The organism is Streptomyces sp. SDr-06 (assembly GCF_003324565.1).
Taxonomy (GTDB): Bacteria; Actinomycetota; Actinomycetes; order Streptomycetales; family Streptomycetaceae; genus Streptomyces.
In genome coordinates this window covers 124,461-142,325 of sequence record NZ_QOLA01000003.1, presented here as the reverse complement: position 1 = coordinate 142,325, position 17,865 = coordinate 124,461, and the positions used below count along the sequence as shown (strand labels likewise).

17 protein-coding genes are annotated in these 17,865 nt (G+C 71.3%); 2 read left to right on the top strand and 15 right to left on the bottom strand.

Annotated elements, in window-relative coordinates; translation table 11 throughout:
* Positions 1-9: 9 nt before the first annotated feature.
* The 10 genes from DT019_RS09050 to DT019_RS09005 form a co-directional block, all read right to left on the bottom strand.
* Positions 10-2,289, bottom strand: a complete 2,280-nt coding sequence (locus DT019_RS09050) for a hypothetical protein (protein WP_114036189.1) — start codon at positions 2,287-2,289, stop codon at positions 10-12.
* Entirely contained in the window at positions 2,286-2,882 is a 597-nt protein-coding gene (locus DT019_RS09045; RefSeq protein ID WP_223279364.1) for a DUF6507 family protein, read from the bottom strand. Before DT019_RS09045 ends, DT019_RS09050 begins: the two co-directional genes overlap by 4 nt.
* Positions 2,883-3,316: 434 nt before the next feature.
* Positions 3,317-4,051: a dienelactone hydrolase family protein gene (locus DT019_RS09040; RefSeq protein WP_114036188.1), complete on the bottom strand. Its 735-nt coding sequence runs from the start codon at positions 4,049-4,051 to the stop codon at positions 3,317-3,319.
* 197 nt (positions 4,052-4,248) lie between these two features.
* Positions 4,249-4,836: a hypothetical protein gene (locus DT019_RS09035; protein ID WP_114036187.1), complete on the bottom strand. Its 588-nt coding sequence runs from the start codon at positions 4,834-4,836 to the stop codon at positions 4,249-4,251.
* Entirely contained in the window at positions 4,836-6,005 is a 1,170-nt protein-coding gene (locus DT019_RS09030; protein WP_114036186.1) for an ROK family glucokinase, read from the bottom strand. The genes DT019_RS09035 and DT019_RS09030 overlap by 1 nt, the downstream gene beginning before the upstream one ends.
* Before the next feature lie 76 nt (positions 6,006-6,081).
* Positions 6,082-6,936, bottom strand: a complete 855-nt coding sequence (locus DT019_RS09025; protein WP_114036185.1) for an ATP-binding cassette domain-containing protein — start codon at positions 6,934-6,936, stop codon at positions 6,082-6,084.
* Positions 6,933-7,970, bottom strand: coding sequence for an ABC transporter permease (locus DT019_RS09020; protein WP_114036184.1), 1,038 nt, complete (start codon positions 7,968-7,970; stop codon positions 6,933-6,935). The genes DT019_RS09025 and DT019_RS09020 overlap by 4 nt, the downstream gene beginning before the upstream one ends.
* Positions 7,967-8,980: a sugar ABC transporter substrate-binding protein gene (locus tag DT019_RS09015; RefSeq protein ID WP_388973804.1), complete on the bottom strand. Its 1,014-nt coding sequence runs from the start codon at positions 8,978-8,980 to the stop codon at positions 7,967-7,969. The genes DT019_RS09020 and DT019_RS09015 overlap by 4 nt, the downstream gene beginning before the upstream one ends.
* Before the next feature lie 98 nt (positions 8,981-9,078).
* Positions 9,079-10,083: a sugar ABC transporter substrate-binding protein gene (locus DT019_RS09010; RefSeq protein ID WP_114036182.1), complete on the bottom strand. Its 1,005-nt coding sequence runs from the start codon at positions 10,081-10,083 to the stop codon at positions 9,079-9,081.
* Positions 10,084-10,204: 121 nt separating this feature from the next.
* On the bottom strand, positions 10,205-10,924 hold the full coding sequence (locus DT019_RS09005) for a GntR family transcriptional regulator (protein ID WP_114036519.1): 720 nt from the start codon (positions 10,922-10,924) through the stop codon (positions 10,205-10,207).
* Positions 10,925-11,079: 155 nt separating this feature from the next.
* Between DT019_RS09005 and DT019_RS09000 the strand changes: the two genes are divergently transcribed.
* Complete coding sequence (locus DT019_RS09000; protein ID WP_114036518.1) at positions 11,080-12,081, top strand: Gfo/Idh/MocA family oxidoreductase; 1,002 nt, start codon at positions 11,080-11,082, stop codon at positions 12,079-12,081.
* A gap of 1 nt (position 12,082) precedes the next feature.
* Here DT019_RS09000 and DT019_RS08995 read toward each other — a convergent pair whose 3' ends face one another.
* Entirely contained in the window at positions 12,083-13,285 is a 1,203-nt protein-coding gene (locus DT019_RS08995) for a cytochrome P450 family protein (protein WP_114036181.1), read from the bottom strand.
* An 11-nt stretch (positions 13,286-13,296) separates the two neighbouring features.
* Complete coding sequence (locus DT019_RS08990; RefSeq protein ID WP_114036517.1) at positions 13,297-13,752, bottom strand: PaaI family thioesterase; 456 nt, start codon at positions 13,750-13,752, stop codon at positions 13,297-13,299.
* A gap of 88 nt (positions 13,753-13,840) precedes the next feature.
* Between DT019_RS08990 and DT019_RS08985 the strand changes: the two genes are divergently transcribed.
* On the top strand, positions 13,841-14,611 hold the full coding sequence (locus tag DT019_RS08985) for a hypothetical protein (RefSeq protein WP_147267290.1): 771 nt from the start codon (positions 13,841-13,843) through the stop codon (positions 14,609-14,611).
* Between the two features lie 12 nt (positions 14,612-14,623).
* On the opposite strand, the gene DT019_RS08980 is transcribed toward DT019_RS08985, so the two are convergent.
* From DT019_RS08980 to DT019_RS08970, 3 genes are read right to left on the bottom strand one after another with little or no spacing between them, the layout of a single operon-like run.
* Positions 14,624-15,811 (bottom strand): cytochrome P450 family protein, encoded by a 1,188-nt coding sequence (locus tag DT019_RS08980; RefSeq protein WP_114036179.1) that lies wholly within the window; start codon positions 15,809-15,811, stop codon positions 14,624-14,626.
* 25 nt (positions 15,812-15,836) lie between these two features.
* Complete coding sequence (locus tag DT019_RS08975) at positions 15,837-16,520, bottom strand: response regulator transcription factor (RefSeq protein ID WP_189389345.1); 684 nt, start codon at positions 16,518-16,520, stop codon at positions 15,837-15,839.
* Entirely contained in the window at positions 16,517-17,740 is a 1,224-nt protein-coding gene (locus tag DT019_RS08970; RefSeq protein ID WP_114036177.1) for a sensor histidine kinase, read from the bottom strand. The genes DT019_RS08975 and DT019_RS08970 overlap by 4 nt, the downstream gene beginning before the upstream one ends.
* Positions 17,741-17,865: the final 125 nt, after the last annotated feature.

Below are 17,865 nucleotides of genomic sequence, written 5' to 3'. Positions count from 1 at the left end.
TATACTTCCTTACGGGAAAACAGGGGCATCGGGCGGCACGGTCATGGATCCATCCTTGAAGCGAAGATGGACGACAGCCCCACGTTTCCTGGCTTCGATTTCTACGATCTTGAACATCTTAGCGTTCATTTCCGCCAGAGGCTGATGGACGTCCAGGAAGGCGATCCTGTGTGAGGCGGAGCTGGACTTGAGCTGTGAAGTGGCCTTCTTGACGGCACTGTTGATGCCCTCAATGGTGTCGACATCCTTGAACTGGTACGCGAAGTCGGGTGTGCCATCGGAATGGAGAGTTGCGAGGTCCAGGTCGACTCCCGTCGCTTCGTTCTTCAGGTCGAACACGATGTTCGGCACGCCTCGGCCCTGTAGCTCTGTTGCGTGAGTCAGTGCCATGTACGAGGCGGGAACCATCCCCTTGTCGCGCTTGGTCGGACCCTGCTTGCAGTCATTCAGCACCTGGTCATACTTCGGCAACTCCGCTAGATGCCCCCGCGAGATCATTTCGGCAACTTGAGAGCCGTACGGGTCCTTCCGCAGGCTCTGGATCAGACGTTCTTGGTCCTGCGGCGGCATCTTCGCCCGAGAGAGGGCTTCATGGAGTGCTGACTCCTGTTCAGGCAGCACCGGGTGAGCAGCAGTGCCCGAAACATCCTCTCCCGTGCTGTACTTACCTGGAGGAATTTCATCGAGAGGGCGCCCCGGCGGCACACCCGGGTCCGGGTCATCGATGCCGTGGGCGCTCGACTCTCCGCCGCCGGTTATGCCTCCGTGACCACTGCCATGGTTGCCGCCCCCGGTTCCGTGGCCCTGCCCGCTTCCGGTGGGACGAGCGGTGTGGTCATGTGTGGGTGACGAGGCCCCGTCACGGGCCGAGCCCGCATGACCTGGCGTCTCATGTCCTGCGTTGCCTGGTGCCGGGGTCTCACCCGCATGGTTGCCATGTGAGTGGCTGGCTTCCGGACTGCGCGCCCCGACTCCTGCGAGTTCGGGCTCGTATGCCGGTGTGGTGGAGGGGACGCGCTGGTCGGCTGGGAGTTCGTGCGGGGCGGGTTTGGTGTTGGGGATCCCGTCCTTGCTGATGGTGAAACTGCCGTCGCCGATGTGGAGTTTCGAGCCGCCCTTCAGGTCGATGATGCTGTGCACGCCACTCGCCTCGGAAGTCACCTTGGTGACGGCGGCGATGTTCTTGGCGAGCTCGGAGACCTTGGGCAGGGCGCGGGCTCCGGTGCCGACGACCTTCGCTGTCGCACCGACCGGGTCGAGGACCTCGCCCACCTTGGACAGCACACCTGCCGTGCGGGCGGCGACGGAAGCTGCCTCGCCGACCTTTCCCGCAGTGCCCACCTTCGAGGCAACACCCAGGGGGCCGGAGGCAAAGGTGAGGGCATTGAAGACAACCGTGCCGGCCGCCTTGCCCGGATTGGTCTTCCAGTCGTCCCAGCCGACCAACGACTTGGCGAACGCCTTGGCGTAGGGGCGGCCTTCGGGCCCGAGCGGGTCCATCGGGCGATTGCCGTCGGGGTCGCGCAGGTAGTCCTCGGCCCCGACGATGGTCATGAGCAGGCCCTTGCGGGTGTCCTGCCCCTGCTGGCCGGGGCGGAACATGTCGACGAAGCCGGTGGCCACGCCCTTGATGTTCTCGCCCAGACTCTCGCCGAACTGCTGGAAGTGCCAGTCAAGCCCGAAGGGGAGGTAGGAGAAGTGCTCCGGGGTGCCCCAGGGGAGCTTGGCCTCCCTCTCGAGCTGCCCGGCGCTGAAACCGTAGGGGTTGCTCTGCTTCGGGCTGCCGTTCGCAAGGTGCCACTGGGTTCCGCCGACCACAGCGGTGATCCTGTCAGCGGCCGCCACCTCGGCGTCCTGGAAGGCGCGCACAGTGGCCGCCACCTCGTGCATGAGCGCATTGTGGGCGGCCATCTTGGCCTTGTCATGGTGCCACTTGGGGTCTACGTCACCCTGGCCCTGGACGGATGCGACAAACGCGGCGGCCTCGAAGCGCAGCCGCTCCAGCTTGTCCACCAGCGGCCGGATCTCAGAGGCATAGGTCTCCAGGGCGCCGGCCACCGTCTCCAGCCTCGAAGCGAAATCGGCGGAGGTGTCGTGCACGCCCTGGGTGGTCTGAAACAGATACTCGGCTTCGGGTGCCCGGTAGACGGTACTCAGGTTCCGGAAGTGGGTGTTGACGTCGCCGCCGTGCTCGCGGATGGTCTGCGCGGCCTTTCGCAACCGGCCGACCTCGACCTCCACCGCGCCGATGTCCCCGGTGTAGGAGGGCACCTTGTCCGGGCTGATCACTTCCCGGACCCCTTCTTCCGCGCCGCCTCCAGCACCGCGGCCACATCCGGCGCCAGCCCGGCCTGGCGCTGCGCGTCCGACGCCTGCTCCAGCGCCCCCCGTTGATAGCAGTTCGTTGCCTCGACCGCACCGTTGATCGAGTTACTGGTCCGCAGCGGCATGAACACCACATCGGTCTCGGTGCCCTGCATGAACTCACTCAGCGCGACGGCCACCAGACCCGCCTGGCCACTGCCGCGTCCGACCGCGCCGCTGAAGTCCAAAGTGCCCACGCAGAGAGCCGCGGCCTCCACACCCATGCCGTACAGCGCGATGCCCTCATGCAGACCGTGCTCCGCCTCCTGCACCCGCGACAGCACCGAACCAACCCCGGCCGGATCGATGTCCCACCCCGTCACGCCAACCCCCACCAATCCGTGTAACCCGCGCACTCCGCAGCCTGCTTCATCCCATCCGCCATCAGGCGGAGGGGTGGGCGTCGAGCCACGCCACCGATCGCGGTGCAAGCCTTTGGCAGGACGGTGGTGGGCGTTTTTCGACTTGCCCACCAAGTGGTCCGCCGCCTGAACCAGCAGGCCGAGGCGCTTGCCCACAGCGCCAATGGAGCCCTGCGTAGGCGCGTCAAGGGCCGACTCACCCGTGTCGGGCTTCCCGTGCGTCCCACCCTGCGAATACCGGTCAACGTCGCCGCGTGCCAGGCGTGCTGACCACCAGTCCCTGTGTGACCAGCTATCACTCACGCCTTGCAGCTGTCTGACATCCTCTCCCCAAGGCGTTGCACGCGCAACGCCTTTGCGGGCGTCGTGGCCTGATCCAGCCTACGAGAGGCGAGGTTGCGCCACACCGACTGGCTGCTCTGGGTGAAGCTCCACATGGAGCCCTGCGCCTCCTCCCCGCACCGCAGGCCATCCTCAGGCAATCCCGTAGGCGCGCACCCGCACGCCGACCGGGCTGGTCGCCGGGGCGGTACGGAACGGTCCCGCCACCCGCGCAATGTCACTGCCGACCAAGAGGGCGGCGAGCACACTCATCGGCTCAACGACCAATGCACCGGCACACACTCGGCGAGCAGGTCGACGACGTCGCGCCAGGCTCGTCGCGCGTGTCGTGGGTGGTATCCGATGCCGGGGCGCACGGTGTGGTCCACGGTCGGGTGGTGGAAGGCGTGCAGGGCGCCGCCGTAGACGACGAGGCGCCAGTCGACGCCCGCCGCCTGCATCTCGGCGGCGAACGCGTCGCGTTGGGCGTACGGCATGATCGGGTCTTCCGAGCCGACCCCGGCCCACACGGGGCAGCGTATCCGCGCCGCCTCGCCCGGTCGGCCCGTGGTCAGGGCGTTGATGGTGCCGATCGCGCGCAGGTCGGCGCCGTCGCGGCCGAGTTCCAGCGCGATCGCGCCGCCGGTGCCGTAGCCGACGGCGGCGATCCGTTCGGGGTCGGTCCGCGGTTCGGCGCGCAGCACGTCCAGGGCCGCGTGGCCCATGGCCCGCATGCGGCCGGGGTCGGCGAGCAGCGGCATGCAGCGGGCCAGCATCTCCTCGGGATCGGCCAGATAGCGCCCGCCGTGGAGGTCGAAGGCGAGCGCCACGTAGCCCAGTTCGGCGAGCGCGTCGGCCCGCCCGCGCTCGACGTCGCTGAGCCCCGTGCCTTCCGGCCCGAGCAGCACGGCGGGCCGTCGGCCGTCGCCGGCCGGGAGCGCGAGGTGACCCTTCATCGTCAGGCCGTCGGCGGGGTACTCGATCGTCCGCGTGGTGATCGTCATGCCAAGGGACCGTAGTGAGCGTGGAGCCCGGCCGGTCCGGTGTTCGTTCTCGGGGGAATCACGGAGAGCGAACAGGCCCCAGGGCCGTCGGGGCTCACCAGTGCCGGGAGTCGGGAGCGGGCGGCCCCGGCCGGGTCAGGACCCGGGAACGGGCGGCCCAGCCGGGTCAGGACCCGGGGGCGGGCGGCCCGGCCGGGTCAGGGAGTCGCCGTGGAGACCACGAAGACGACCGGCTTGTCCGGGTCGGTCTCGTCGACGGTGATGTTCTGGGTCGGCAGCGGGTCCTTCTGGACGTGGGTGGTGCCCGCCCAGTCGTGGCCCGCCGGGAACGTCCAGCCCACCTTCGCGGCGTCCTCCCGGGCGATGGTCACGTCGCCCGGCTTGAGCGCGGCCGTGCTGGTGCCGCCGTCCTTCAGGAACTCCGCGAGGCCCGCCGCGCTCGTCTTGAACTGGACGTACAGCTTGCTGACCTTCCAGCTGTTCGTCTCGTAAAAGGCGACGGCGACCGCGTCGTCGGGGACCGGTACGTCGTAGATGCGCCGCTGGGTCTTGGACGGCCAGTCGTTCTGGAGGCCGTGGGCCGCGGCCCCGGACTCCTTGTCGCGGCCGCTGGTGCGGCTCTGCTCGGCGGAGATCGCCAGGTACCCGGCGGGCACGCCGATGAGCAGCACGATGATCACGGCGGTGATCCAGCGCCGCCGGATCATGTGCTGCCGGGTCTCGGGCGGCTTCTCGTCCGGCGGCGGGGACTGGCGCGGGACCGCGGGGCGGTCGGAGGGGGTCATCAGTCGGATTCCTGGGTGGTGCGGGAGGTGCCCGTCCTGCGGACGGCTTCGGCGGCCTTGGCGTACCGCTCGTACCGCTCCACGCGGCGGCGGTTGGCGCGGCGGAAGCGGCGGGCCACCAGGCGGGCGAGGTCGGCGGCGCCGACCATGCCAGCCTCGGGGCCCAGCTGCGCCTTGGCGATCCTGGCCTCGGGGCGGTAGCCGCGGCCGGTGAGGTGGCGCTTGAAGGCGTCCCTGGCGGGGCCGATCAGCAGGTCGTCGGCGGCGCTGACACCCCCGCCGATGACGAAGCACGAGGGGTCGAGGGCGGCCGCCAGGTTGGCGATGCCGACGCCGAGCCACTGGCCGATGTCCTGGAGGAGCTCGACGCACATGGCGTCGCCCTCGCGGGCCAGCTCGGTGATGAGCGGCCCGGTGATCTCGGGGATGTTCCCGCCGACGCGCTCGATGATGTTGTACGCCACCGGGGAGTCGGCCGTGGCCAGCTCGCGGGCCTCGCGGACCAGCGCGTTGCCCGAGCTGTACTGCTCCCAGCAGCCGCGGTTGCCGCAGGCGCAGCGGTGTCCGCCGGGTACGACCTGCATGTGGCCGAACTCTCCGGCGACCCCGTACTTGCCGCGTTTGACCTGCCCGTCCTCCAGGATCGCGCCGCCGATGCCGGTGCCCAGCGTGATCATGACCAGGTGGTCCTCACCGCGTCCGGCGCCGAAGCGCCATTCGGCCCAGGCGGCCGTGTTGGCGTCGTTGTCGACCATCACGGGGACGGCGAGGCGGGCCTGGAGGGCGTCGCGCAGCGGCTCGTTGCGCCAGGCGAGGTGCGGGGCGAACAGGATGGTGGAGCGGTCCGCGTCGACCCAGCCCGCCGCGCCGATGCCCACGGCGTGCACGTCGTGCCGGTCGGAGAGGTCGAGCACCAGCTCGGTGATGGTGTCCTCGACGACCTTGGGGCTCTTGGACTTGTCCGGGGTCTCCGTGCGGAGCTTCTCCAGGATGTTCCCGTCGGCGTCCACGACGCCGGCCATCACCTTCGTACCGCCGATGTCGATGCCGACGGTGGGGACCCGGGGCGCCGTCAGGTGCGAGCGGCGTTCCCGGGTGCCTACGGTGCGCAGCACGGTGGCCCGGGCGGATCCCCGGTGGGCTAGGGCGAAGTCGCGGTACGTGGTCATCGGGGCCGATTCTGCCACCCCTGGGGAACGCGGACCTCGCGCGGAGGGGCCGCCCCGGTGGCCCGGGGCGGCCGCTTCACTCGCTGTCGGAGGGCCCGCCGAGGTGGCCGGGGGCGGGGGCGCGCTGGAGCTCGTGGCTGAGCTCCTCCAGCTCGCTGCCGCCCGCCATCTGGCGCGTGAGCTCATCCAGGGTGATGTCGGAGCGCAGGTGGCTGCCGGTCATCGTGCCGCGCTTGAGGAGGACGAAGCGGTCCCCGACGAGGTAGGCGTGGTGCGGGTTGTGCGTGATGAGAACCACGCCGAGCCCGGCGTCCCGGGCGGCCGCCACGTACTTCAGGACGACGCCGGACTGCTTCACGCCGAGCGCCGCGGTCGGCTCGTCGAGCACCAGGACCTTGGCGCCGAAGTAGACCGCGCGGGCGATGGCGACGCACTGGCGCTCGCCGCCGGACAGCGTGCCGATGGGCTGGTCGACGTCGCGCAGGTCGATGCCCATGCGCAGCAGCTCCGCGCGGGTGGTGGCGCGCATCTTCTCGACGTCGAGGCGCTTGAAGGGGCCCTTGCCCCTGGTGGGCTCGGAGCCGAGGAAGAAGTTGCGCCAGACCGGCATCAGCGGGACGACGGCCAGGTCCTGGTAGACGGTGGCGATGCCGCGGTCCAGGGCCTCGCGCGGGTTGTTCAGGGACACGTCCTCGCCCTCGATGCGGAAGGCGCCGGCGTCGTGCCGGTGCAGCCCCGCGATGATCTTGATGAGGGTCGACTTGCCGGCGCCGTTGTCACCCAGGACGCAGCTGATCTCTCCGGCGTGGACCTCCAGGGAGACCCCTTCGAGGGCGCGGATGTTGCCGTAGTACTTGCTGACGTCGTCGAGCTCGACGAGCGCGGTCCGCCCGTCCCGCGTCGCGTCCGTCTGCTCCGGGGTCGTTGTCATGCTGTCGCCTCCGCCCGCTTGCGCACCCACGCGTTGAGCAGGGTGGCCAGCAGGAGCATCGCTCCGAGGAAGAACTTGAACCAGTCCGGGTTCCACTCCGCGTACACGATGCCCTTGCTGGTCATGCCGAAGATGAAGGCGCCGACGGCGGAGCCGATCGCCGAGCCGTAGCCGCCGGTGATCAGGCAGCCGCCGATGACGGCCGCGATGATGTAGATCAGCTCGTTGCCGACGCCCTCGCCGGACTGCACCACGTCGAAGGAGAACAGCAGGTGCTGGCCGGAGACCCAGGCCGCGAAGGCGACGCCCATGTAGAGGCCGATCTTCGTCTTGAAGACCGGGACGCCGACCGCGCGGGCGGCGTCCGCCTCACCGCCGACCGCGAAGATCCAGTTGCCGAAGCGGGTCCGCAGCAGGATCCAGGTGGCGACCGCGACCAGGGCGAACCACCACAGGATGGTGACCTTCAGGTCGACGGAGCCGACGGTCAGCTGGGAGGCGAAGAGCTTCTTCGCGGACTCGAAGCCCTCCATGTCGGCGATGGACTTCGTGGAGACCGTGCCGCTGATCAGCTTGGTGAAGCCGAGGTTGAGGCCGGTCAGCATCAGGAACGTGCCGAGCGTGATGATGAAGCTCGGGAGTTTGGTGCGGGTCAGCATGAAGCCGTTGAACGCGCCGATGGCGAGGGTGACGAGCAGGGAGACGCCCACCCCCACCCAGACGTTCGCCGTCATCTGATAGCTGAACATCGAAGAGACGAGAGCGGACGTCGTCACCAGGACGCCCGCCGACAGATCGAACTCGCCGCCGATCATGAGCAGCGCCACCGGCACCGCCATGATGCCGATCGTCGAGGCCGCGTACAGGACGGTCGAGAGGCTGGAGGGTTGCAGGAAGCTGCCCGCGGCGACCGAGAAGAAGAGGAAGACGGCGCCGGCGCCGACCACCGAACCGAGTTCGGGGCGGCCGATGATCTTGCGCCAGACCGAGCGCCGCAGCAGCCGCTCGTCCCCGGCGATGTCGGTCGCGCTCATCGCGTCCCCCGCTTCGTGTACGCCTCCAGCTGGGCGGCCTGGTCCTTGGTGATGATCTGGGGTCCGGTCAGGACCGGGAGCCCGCCGCCGAGCACGTCGGCGTTGTACTTGTACAGCCAGAGCAGGTCCACGGCCTCGTACCCCTGGAGGTAGGGCTGCTGGTCGACCGCGAAGCCGAGGGTGCCGGCCTCCAGGGCGGTGGCCACCTTGGCGTTCAGGTCGAAGGTGTCGACCTCGGCCGAGCTGCCCGCCGACTGCTTGGCCTTGACGGCCGTGTCCGCGAAGGGCGCGCCGAGGGTGACCACGGCGTCGATGGAGGGATCGGCCTGGAGCTTGGCCTCGATGGAGGACTGCACGTCGGGCATGTTGGTGCCGGTGACGTAGAGGTTCTGGACCTCGCCCTTGAACGTCTTCTTGGTGCCCGCGCAGCGCTGCTCGTGGCCGACGTTGCCCTGCTCGTGCAGGACGCAGAGCGCCTTCTTCCGGCCCCGCTTGGTGAGTTCGTCGCCGACGGCCTCGCCCGCGATGGTCTCGTCCTGGCCGATGTGGGTGAGCGCCCCGAACTCCTTGGACTTCTCCGAGCCCGAGTTCACGGTGATCACCGGGATGCCGGCCTTCTCGGCCTTGGCCACGACGTCCTTGAGGGCGTCCGGCTTTGCGAGCGTGACGATGAGGGCGTCGACCTTCTGGTCGATGGCGGCCTGCACGAACTGGGCCTGCTGCTGCCCCTGGTCGCTGTGCGAGTAGAGGAAGTCGATGTTGTCCTTGACGGCGGCCTGCTTGGCGCCGCTCTGGACGATGTCCCAGAAGGTGTCGCCGTCGCCCGAGTGGGTGACCATCGCGAACTTCCAGCGGGGCGTGTTCACCGCGGCCCTGCCCTCGGCCTGCGCGGACTTGCGCGCGTCCTCGGCGCGCTTGCCGCCCGTGCTGCTGCACCCCGCCAAGGAGGCCCCGAGCACCGCTGCCAGCACCGCGCCCATGACGCGTACCCCTGTCCGAACCCTTGCCACGACGCCGTGCCCTTCTTGCTGTACCACCGGGTGCCGCCGGGACTGGTTCAGACCTGCCCCGGCCGCCCAAGTATGGGTCACGCGGGGTCGGCGGGCGATCATCGGGTACCGCGGGCGGTGTACTTCTCCAGCGTCGGCACGTCCTTCTCGGTGACGATCGCGGGCCCGGTGAGGACCGGCCGGCCGCCGCCGATCACATCCCCGTTGGTCTTGTCCAGCCACAGTTCGTCGACCGCGAGGTAGCCCTGGAGGTAGGGCTGCTGGTCGACGGCGAAGCCGATCTCCTTCGCCTTGAGCTGCCTGATCACGGCCGCGTTCAGGTCGAAAGTGTCGATCTCGGCCGTGCTGTTCGCGTCGCCCTTCGCCTTGACGGCGGCCGCCGCCATCGGCGCGCCGAGCGTGACGACCGCGTCGATGTCCTTGGCCGACTGGAGCTTCGCCTCGACGGACGAGGTGGCGGCGGGCGTGTTGGTGCCGTCCACGTTCAGGTTCTCCACGCTGCCCTGGAACGTCTTCTTCACACCCGCACAGCGCTGTTCGAGCGAGACGTTGCCCTGCTCGTGGATGACGCAGAGGACCTTCTTGCGGCCCCGCTTGGTGAGCTCGTCGCCGACCGCCTCACCGGCCACGCCCTCGTCCTGGCCGATGTGGCCGAGCGCGCCGACCGCCTTGGAGAAGTCGGCGCCCGAGTTGATGGTGACGACGGGTATCCCGGCGGCGACGGCCTTCTTGATCACGTCCTTGACGGCCTCGGGCTTGGCCAGGGTCACGACCAGGCCGTCCACCTTCTGGTCGATGGCGGCCTGCACCAGCTGCGCCTGCTGGTTGCCCTCCTTGTTCGCGGAGTACAGGAAGTCGACGTTGTCCTTGGCCGCCGCCTGTTTCGCGCCGCTCTGGACGATGTCCCAGAACGTGTCGCCCTCGCCGGAGTGGGTCACCATCGCGATCTTGAGGCGGGGAGTGCTCACGCCCTTGCCGCCGCTCGGCGACCCGGAACCCTTGTCCTCGGAGCTCTTGCCCCCCGAGCTGCTGCAGCCGCCGAGCGCGAGCGTCAGTGCGGCGACGGCCACGGCCGCCGTGGTTGCCGTGCGGGGTGTGCGCATGGGTTCCGCCTTCTGTCCCGGCCGCCCGGTTGCGGCACGTGAGTTCTAGCGGCGGTTCCGCGACACCGTCAATACTTTGTCCGAACATTCTTACGCAGGAGCGCCTTGGGCGCCGCACCGTTCACGGGCGTACGAGCAGCTGGAACTCGAAGGAGTAGCGCGAGGCCCGGTAGATGTGCGAGCCGAACTCCACCGCCCGCCCGGTGTCGTCGAAGGTGGTCCGCTCCATGGTGAGCAGCGGCGCGCCCTCGGTCTCGGTGAGCAGGTCGGCCTCCTGCGCACTGGCCGCCCGCGCCCCCACGGTCTGGCGCGCGCTGTGCAGCGTGATGCCCGCGCCCCGCATCAGCCGGTACAGGCCGGTGCCCTCCAGGTACTCGGTGTCCAGCGGCAGGAGCCCGGCCGGGAGGTGGTTGCGCAGCCGCGCCATGGGCTCGCCGTGCGCGTACCGCAGCCGCTCCACCAGATGGACGTCGCTGCCCTGCGGCACCCCGAGCGCGGCGGCGACCTGGGCGGTGGCCGGCTCGAAGGTGTTGCGCAGCACGGTGGTGGCGGGTTTCTGGCCGGCCGCCTCCAGGTCGTCGAAGAGGCTGCTCAGTTCGAGCGGGCGCTTGACCTGACTGTGCACCACCTGCGTCCCGACACCCCGGCGGCGGACCAGGAGGCCCTTGTCGACCAGCGCCTGGATGGCCTGGCGGACGGTGGGACGGGACAGGCCGAGCCGGTGGGCCAGGTCGATCTCGTTGCCGAGGAGGCTGCCGGGGGTGAGGGTGCCCTTCTCGATGGCCGCCTCCAACTGCTGCGAGAGCTGGAAGTAGAGCGGGACCGGGCTGGTGCGGTCCACGCTGAGCTGGAGCGGCTTCGGGAAGTCCGGCACGGGTCTGGGCTGCTTGGGCACGGAGCGAGCGTAGTGCGCCGGGGATGTTGACGGGAAGTCGTGAAGTTCGATTGTCAGGACAAAGTCTTGACAGGATGACCCTCCCCGGTCACGGTGTGCCCATGCGTATCGGACTGATCGGAACGGGACGGATCGGCGCCTTCCACGCGGGGGTCCTGGCCCGCCATCCCCAGGTCGGACAGCTGGTGGTCGCGGACGCCGACGCCGCGCGGGCCGCCGAGGTGGCCGCGCTGACCGGCGCCACGGCCGCCGCCACCGTGGCCCAGGCCCTCACCGATGTCGACGCGGTGGTGATCGCCTCCGCCACCGCCGCCCACGCCGGACTCATCGCGGCCGCCGCCCGCGCCGGGCTGCCCGCCTTCTGCGAGAAACCCGTCGCCCTGGACGTGCCGGGCACGCTCGACGCGCTCGGCGCGGTGGAGGCGGCGGGCACCGAGCTCCAGCTCGGCTTCATGCGCCGCTTCGACGCGGGCTACCGCAACGCCCGCGACCTCGTGCGCTCGGGGCGGCTCGGCCGGCTGCACACCGTACGGGCCGTCACCTCCGATCCGGCGCCGCCGCCCGCCGCCTACCTCCCGCTCTCCGGCGGGCTCTACCGCGACTGCCTGGTGCACGACTTCGACATCGTGCGCTGGGTGACCGGCCGCGAGGTGACCGAGGTGTACGCGATGGGCTCGGACGCCGGCCCCGCGATGTTCCGCGCCGCCGGTGACGTCGCCACGGCGGCCGTCGTCCTCACCCTGGACGACGGCACCCTCGCGACCGCGACCGCCGCGCGCTGCAACGGCGCGGGCTACGACGTACGCCTCGAACTGGCCGGAGAACACGACCAGTTCGCGGTCGGGCTCGACGACCGCACCCCGCTGACCTCGGCCGAACCGCACGGCCCCGGGCGCCCGGACAAGCCGTGGACCGGCTTCCTCGAACGCTTCGCCCCCGCCTACGAGGCCGAACTGGACGCCTTCCTCCGGCTGGTACGGGGCGAGGCGGCGAACCCCTGCGACGGCCGCGACGCCCTGCACGCCCTGCGCATCGCGGAGGCGTGCGAGGTGTCGCGCAGGGAGCGGCGGGTGGTGCGGGTGGCGGAGATCGCGGGCGGCTGAGCTACCAGCGCACCGGCAGGCTCTCCGGCCCGCGCACCAGCATCCCGGTGCGCCACTGGAGGGCCGCCGGGTGGATGTCCAGGGTCAGGTCCGGGCAGCGGTCGAGCAGGGTGCGCACCGCGATCCGGGCCTCCAGGCGGGCCAGCGGGGCGCCCAGGCAGTAGTGGATGCCGTGGCCGAAGGCGACGTGGCCCCGCGCGTCGCGGCGGATGTCGAAGCGGTGCGGGTCCTCGAAGCGCGCCGGGTCGCGGTTGGCGTCGGCCAGGGCGACGAGGACGAGCTGGCCGCCGCCCGGGATCAGCGTTCCGGCGATCTCGACGGGCTCCTGGGTGAGGCGGTACGTCGGCGTCTCGACGGGGCCGTCGTAGCGCAGCATCTCCTCGACCGCGTTGTCGATGAGCCCGTCGAAGTCTTCCCGCAGCGCGGCCAGTTGATCGGGGTGGCTCAGCAGCGCGAGCATGCCGTTGGAGATGAGGTTGACGGTGGTCTCGTGGCCCGCGACCAGCAGCAGCCAGGCCATCCCGAGCAGTTCGGGGCCGGACAGGTGGTCGCCGTCCTCCTCGTCGGCGCGCCGGATCAGCGCGCTGATGAGGTCGTCGCCGGGTGCGGCGCGCTTCTCGTCGAGCAGGTGCGTCAGATACTCGTTGATCGCCTTGGCGGCGGCCAGGCGGTCTTCGAGGGCGGGCGCGGAGACGGAGGCATTGGACCACTGGCGGAAGTTGTCCCGGTCGAGCGAGGGCACGCCGATGAGTTCGCAGATGACCGTGATGGGCAGCGGGAACGACAACGCCTCCACGAGGTCGGCCCGGCGGTCCGGCGCGGCCAGCATCGCGTCGACGAAGCCGTCGGTCATCTCCTGGATGCGCGGCGCGAGCGCCTCCACCCGGCGGGGCGTGAACTCCCGGGTCACCAGCTTGCGCAGCCGGGTGTGGACGGGCGCGTCGGAGCTCAGCATGGTGGGCCCGGAGGCGACCTGCTTCACGCCGAGGTCCGGCGAGGCGTTGGCCCACTGCTTGGAGAGCCGGTCGTCGGCGAGGGCGGCCCGGCCCGCCTCGTGTCCGACGACGAGCCAGGCGTCGGAGCCCTCGGGCATCCGGATGCGGTGCACCGGCCCGCGCTCCCGCAGCCCGGCGTAGACCGGGTAGGGGTCGCGGGTGAAGTCCTCGCCCAGCGCGGCGAGATCGACTATGACGTCGCTGGTCAACGCGTGTCCCTTCAGGACGGTTCGGCGGATGCGGCGGACGCCTCGGACACAGTGGACACCGCGGACAGTACGGTGCCCTGCGCGACGGCGCACAGCTTTTCCGTGCCGCGCGCGTCCAGGGTGAACAGGTCGCAGCGGACGGTGGCCTGGCGCCGCTCGCCGTGCACGACCGTGGCCCGCGCGATGAGGGTGCGCCCTTGCGCGGGTCGTACGTACTGGATGGAGAAGCCGCTGGTGAGCACGGCGGGGCCGAGGGCGGTCCCGGCGGCGAAGGTCAGGGCGTTGCCGGCCGCGTAGGCGAGGACCCCGCCGTGCAGGAAGCCGTTCTGCTGGTGCAGTTCCTCGCGGATGTCCACCTCGAGGACCGCGCCGCCGTCGCCGAACGCGGTGATCCGCGCGTCGAGAAGACGGCTGAACGGCTGGCTCTCCAGCGTCGCCCTGGCCGTTTCGAGATCGAGCTCCCCCATGCCGTCCACCTCTCGTCGCGTGATCGGCCACACCCTAACTCTCCAGTAGCTTAAGGGGCTTCTACCCTGGTCACGCGAGGGAGGCAAGGTGCTGAGGCGTTGGTGGTTCATGGAGAGGCTGCGCCCGGCCGTACCCGAGCAGCGGCGCGGGGAGCTGTCGAAGGAGCGGCAGCAGCTCGTCCTCGACGAGTGGGCGGCGGCCCGCGAGCGGCTCGACCGGCTGGTGTCGGCGCGGGTGACGGCCGTCGGCGACGTGCTGCGCACGGCCGAACTGCCGCCCGGCGCGGGCCCGTCGGCGCCCGACGGCTCCGATCCGCGCGCCCGGGTCGACTGCGCGTGGGTCTTCGACGCCTTCCAGGCCGCGGGCAAGCTGCTCGACGAGGCGGCCGACCTGCCGGACCTCGCGGCCGCGGCGGTCCTCGCCGACCGCGCCCTCGAACGGTTCGCCGCGGTGCACGCGCGGGCGGCGGGGCAGCCGGTGCCCAAGGCCGCCCAGCGCTGCTTCTACAACCCGCTGCACACCGCGGCCGAGGAGACCCACTCCCCGGTCCGCAAGCAGCACCGCCAACAGGCCAGGCGCCGCACCGGGCCGCGCGAGGCGGCGGCCGACCGGCGCCCGGCCTGCCCGTCGTGCCGCCGGGCGATCCTGGCCGGGCAGACCCCGGACGTCCTGCCCGCGCTCGTCCCGGTGAAGCTGTCGCGGCTGCGCACGGCCCGGGTGCTCGTGCCGTACTACTCGGTCCCCCAGCAGTGGTCGCTGTGGTCGGTCTGCGCCTGCGGGGCGTACGGGGACGAGTGGCCCGCGCTGGTGCTGCGCGGCGAGCACCGCAAGCGGGCGGCGGCCGCCCGCAAGGGGTGACTCACCCGCGGCTCACCACCGTACGGGCAGATGCCGGACGCCCCGGATGAGCAGACCGGGCAGCCAGTCCAACTCGCTTTCACCAGAGGCCCGTTGGAGGTCCGGGGCGCGCTCCAGAAGGGTGCGGATGGCGATCCGGCCCTCCATCCGGGCGAGCGGGGCGCCGAGGCAGAAGTGGATGCCGTGGCCGAAGGCGAGGTGGCCCTGCGGGGCACGACGGATGTCGAAGCGGTCCGGGTCCGGGTGGCGCTGCGGGTCGCGGCCCGCCGAGGCGAGCGAGACCAGGACGGGCATGCCCGCCGCGATGCACACGTCGCCGATCCGGAGCTCCTCGCGGGCGAAGCGGTAGGTGGCGGTCTCGACCGGGCCCTCGTAGCGGAGTATCTCCTCCACCGCGCCGTCGATGAGGCCGTCGACGTCGGCGCGCAGCGCGGCCAGTTGGTCGGGGTGGTCCAGCAGGACGCGTATGCCGTTGGAGATCAGGTTGACCGTCGTCTCGTGGCCCGCGACCAGCAGCAGGAAGGCCATGCCGATGAGCTCGTCCGGGGACAGCTGGTCGCCGTCCTCGTCGCGGGTGCGGATCAGCGCGCTCAGCAGGTCGTCGCCGGGACGGGTGGAGCGCTTGTCCTCGATCAGACCGATGAGGTACTCGCCCATCTCGCGCACGGCCGTGTTCTTGCCGTCGTCCACGGCGGGCGCGACGGCCGCGTTGGACAGCACCCGGAAGGCGTCCTGGTCCAGGTCGGGCACCCCCAGGAGCTCGCAGATCACCGTCATGGGCAGCGGGAAGGCGAGCGAGTCGACCAGGTCGGCGGTGCGGCCCGGAGCGGCCAGCATGGTGTCGAGCAGGCGGTCGGTGATCTCCTGGACGCGCGGCCGGAGCGCCTCGATGCGGCGCGGGGTGAACTCCCGCGCCACCAGCTTGCGCAGCCGGGTGTGCTGCGGCGGGTCGGTCTCCAGCATGTTGGCGCTGGCCGGCAGCGCGCCGTACTCCCAGTCGCCGTTGCTCCGCCAGTCCTTGGACAGGCGGGGGTCGGCGAGTGCGGCCCGGCCCTCCTCGTGACCGACGATCAGCCACACCTCGCCGCCCTCGGGGGTGCGCACGAGATGCGCGGGGCCCTCGGCCCGCAGCTTGGTGTAGACCGGATGGGGATCGGCGTTGAACTCCTCGCCGTACGCCCCCAGATCGATGACCTTCATGTCCCCGCCCTCCGCTCGGTTCGTCTCAGCCTACGTCGCCGTCCGCCTCGTCGAGCAGCCCGGCGTCGTGCACCAACAGGGCGATCTGTACGCGGTTGTTGAGACCGAGCTTGGCCAGGACGCGCGAGACGTGGGTCTTGACGGTGGGCACGCTCAGGTACAGCCGGGCGGAGATCTCGGCGTTGGAGTGGCCCCGGCCGACGGCCACCGCGACCTCCCGTTCGCGGTCGGCGAGCAGCGCGACGCGCTCGCGGGCGCGGGCCGCCCGGTCGCCACAGCCGGCCGCGCCGCCGGACACCTGGGCCATCAACTGCCGTGTGACGGCGGGCGACAGCACCGGGTCGCCCTGGGCGACCCGTCGTACCGCGGCGACGATCTCGGCGGGCGGGGTGTCCTTGAGGACGAATCCGGCGGCCCCGGCGCGCAGCGCCCGCAGCACCTGCTCGTCGGCGTGGAAGGTGGTCAGGACGATCACCTCGGGCGCGTCGGGGCGGGCGCGCAGCGTCTCGGTGGCGGTCAGGCCGTCGACGCGGGGCATGCGGATGTCCATGAGCACGACGTCCGGGCGCAGTTCCCCGGCCAGCCGGTCGACGCCGGAGCCGTCGGCGACCTCGCCGACGATCTCGATGTCCTCGGCGCCGCCGAGCATGAAGGTGAGTCCGGCGCGGACCAGCGGGTCGTCGTCGACGATGAGCAGGCGGATGGTCATGACGGCCACGGTAGCCAGGCCTCGACCGTGAACGAGCCGTCCGGCCCGCTTGCGTGGTCGAGCCGGCCGCCCGCCAGGGTGGCGCGTTCGGTGAGCCCGATGAGGCCCTGGCCCGAGCCGGGCACCTCCGGCACCGGGCCCGGCGGCGCGGGGTTGCGGACCTCGACGGTGAGCCCCTCCCCCGGCCGGCCCGACACGGTGACGGTGACCTCGGCGCCGGGCGCGTGCTTGCGGGCGTTGGTCAGCGCCTCCTGGGCGATGCGGTAGGCGTTGCGCCCGGTGGCGACCGGAACACCGGCCGGGTCCGGGATCCGGCTGTCCAGGGCGACCTTCATCCCGGCCTCGCGGGATTCGGCGACGAGCGCGTCCAGGGTGGCGAGCGTCGGCTGGGGCCGGTCCTCGGCGCCCTCGCCGGGACTGCGCAGCACCCCGATGATCTGCCGCAGGTCCTGGAGCGCCTCGTGGGCGCTGTCCCGGATGACCCCGGCGGCCCGGGCGACCTCGGCGGGCGGCGCGTCGGGCCGGAATTCGAGGGCGCCCGCGTGCACCGAGAGCAGGGTGAGCCGGTGGGCGAGCACGTCGTGCATCTCGCGGGCGATGGCTTCGCGGGCGAGCCGCTGCGCGTTCTCGGCCCGCAGCGCCGCCTCGGTCTCGGCGCGCGCAGCCCGTTCGCGCAGCGCCAGGACGAGCTGGCGCCGGGAGCGTACGAGCATGCCCCAGCCGGTGACCAGCAGGACCAGGACGATGCCGACGACCGCGTTGGTGAGCAGGCTGGTGGTCGGGTCGGGGCGCAGGACCGGCTGGAGGACCGTGCTCGCCGCGGCGGCGCTGCCCACCGCGAGCACGGCGGGCTTGAACGGCCGGTGCACGGCGAGGCTGAACAGGGCGACCAGGAGCCCGCCCGAGGCGACCGGCGCCACCGTCGACACCACGACGAGCACCGCGGCGAGCCCCACCGGCCGGCGCCGCCTGAGCCACACCGCGCAGCAGGCCGCGGCGCCCACCAGCTGGTCGAGGAACAGGACGGTGTCGGAGTAGCCCGGCGTCTTGTCGAGGGTGTCGGCCGTGAGCAGGGCGATCAGCCCGGCGCAGAGGAAGGCGCAGATGTCGACGACCCAGTCGCGTACGGTGCGCCGGGGCCGGGCCCGGTCACCGGGCAGCTCGGGGTCGGCCACCGCCGAGGGCAGCAGCCAGCGGAACTCGGGTCCGGCACGTGTCATGTCGACAAAGTTACGCAGCCGAGGGGCCCGGCGGCGCGGTGTGGGCGCGGGACGCTACCAAAGTCGCGCGGCCCGAGACTTTCGATGCGGCGGCGGTGTCCCTCCGGCCGACGCGGAGGCCTGTC

What these genes read in the sequence shown, in the direction of transcription:
- DT019_RS09040 (WP_114036188.1), bottom strand. Translation starts at nt 4,051, where the DNA reads ATGACGATCACCACGCGGACGATCGAGTACCCCGCCGACGGCCTGACG.
- DT019_RS09035 (WP_114036187.1), bottom strand. Translation starts at nt 4,836, where the DNA reads ATGACCCCCTCCGACCGCCCCGCGGTCCCGCGCCAGTCCCCGCCGCCG.
- DT019_RS09030 (WP_114036186.1), bottom strand. Translation starts at nt 6,005, where the DNA reads ATGACCACGTACCGCGACTTCGCCCTAGCCCACCGGGGATCCGCCCGG.
- DT019_RS09025 (WP_114036185.1), bottom strand. Translation starts at nt 6,936, where the DNA reads ATGACAACGACCCCGGAGCAGACGGACGCGACGCGGGACGGGCGGACC.
- DT019_RS09020 (WP_114036184.1), bottom strand. Translation starts at nt 7,970, where the DNA reads ATGAGCGCGACCGACATCGCCGGGGACGAGCGGCTGCTGCGGCGCTCG.
- DT019_RS09010 (WP_114036182.1), bottom strand. Translation starts at nt 10,083, where the DNA reads ATGCGCACACCCCGCACGGCAACCACGGCGGCCGTGGCCGTCGCCGCA.
- DT019_RS09000 (WP_114036518.1), top strand. Translation starts at nt 11,080, where the DNA reads ATGCGTATCGGACTGATCGGAACGGGACGGATCGGCGCCTTCCACGCG.
- DT019_RS08990 (WP_114036517.1), bottom strand. Translation starts at nt 13,752, where the DNA reads ATGGGGGAGCTCGATCTCGAAACGGCCAGGGCGACGCTGGAGAGCCAG.
- DT019_RS08980 (WP_114036179.1), bottom strand. Translation starts at nt 15,811, where the DNA reads ATGAAGGTCATCGATCTGGGGGCGTACGGCGAGGAGTTCAACGCCGAT.
- DT019_RS08975 (WP_189389345.1), bottom strand. Translation starts at nt 16,520, where the DNA reads ATGACCATCCGCCTGCTCATCGTCGACGACGACCCGCTGGTCCGCGCC.
- DT019_RS08970 (WP_114036177.1), bottom strand. Translation starts at nt 17,740, where the DNA reads ATGACACGTGCCGGACCCGAGTTCCGCTGGCTGCTGCCCTCGGCGGTG.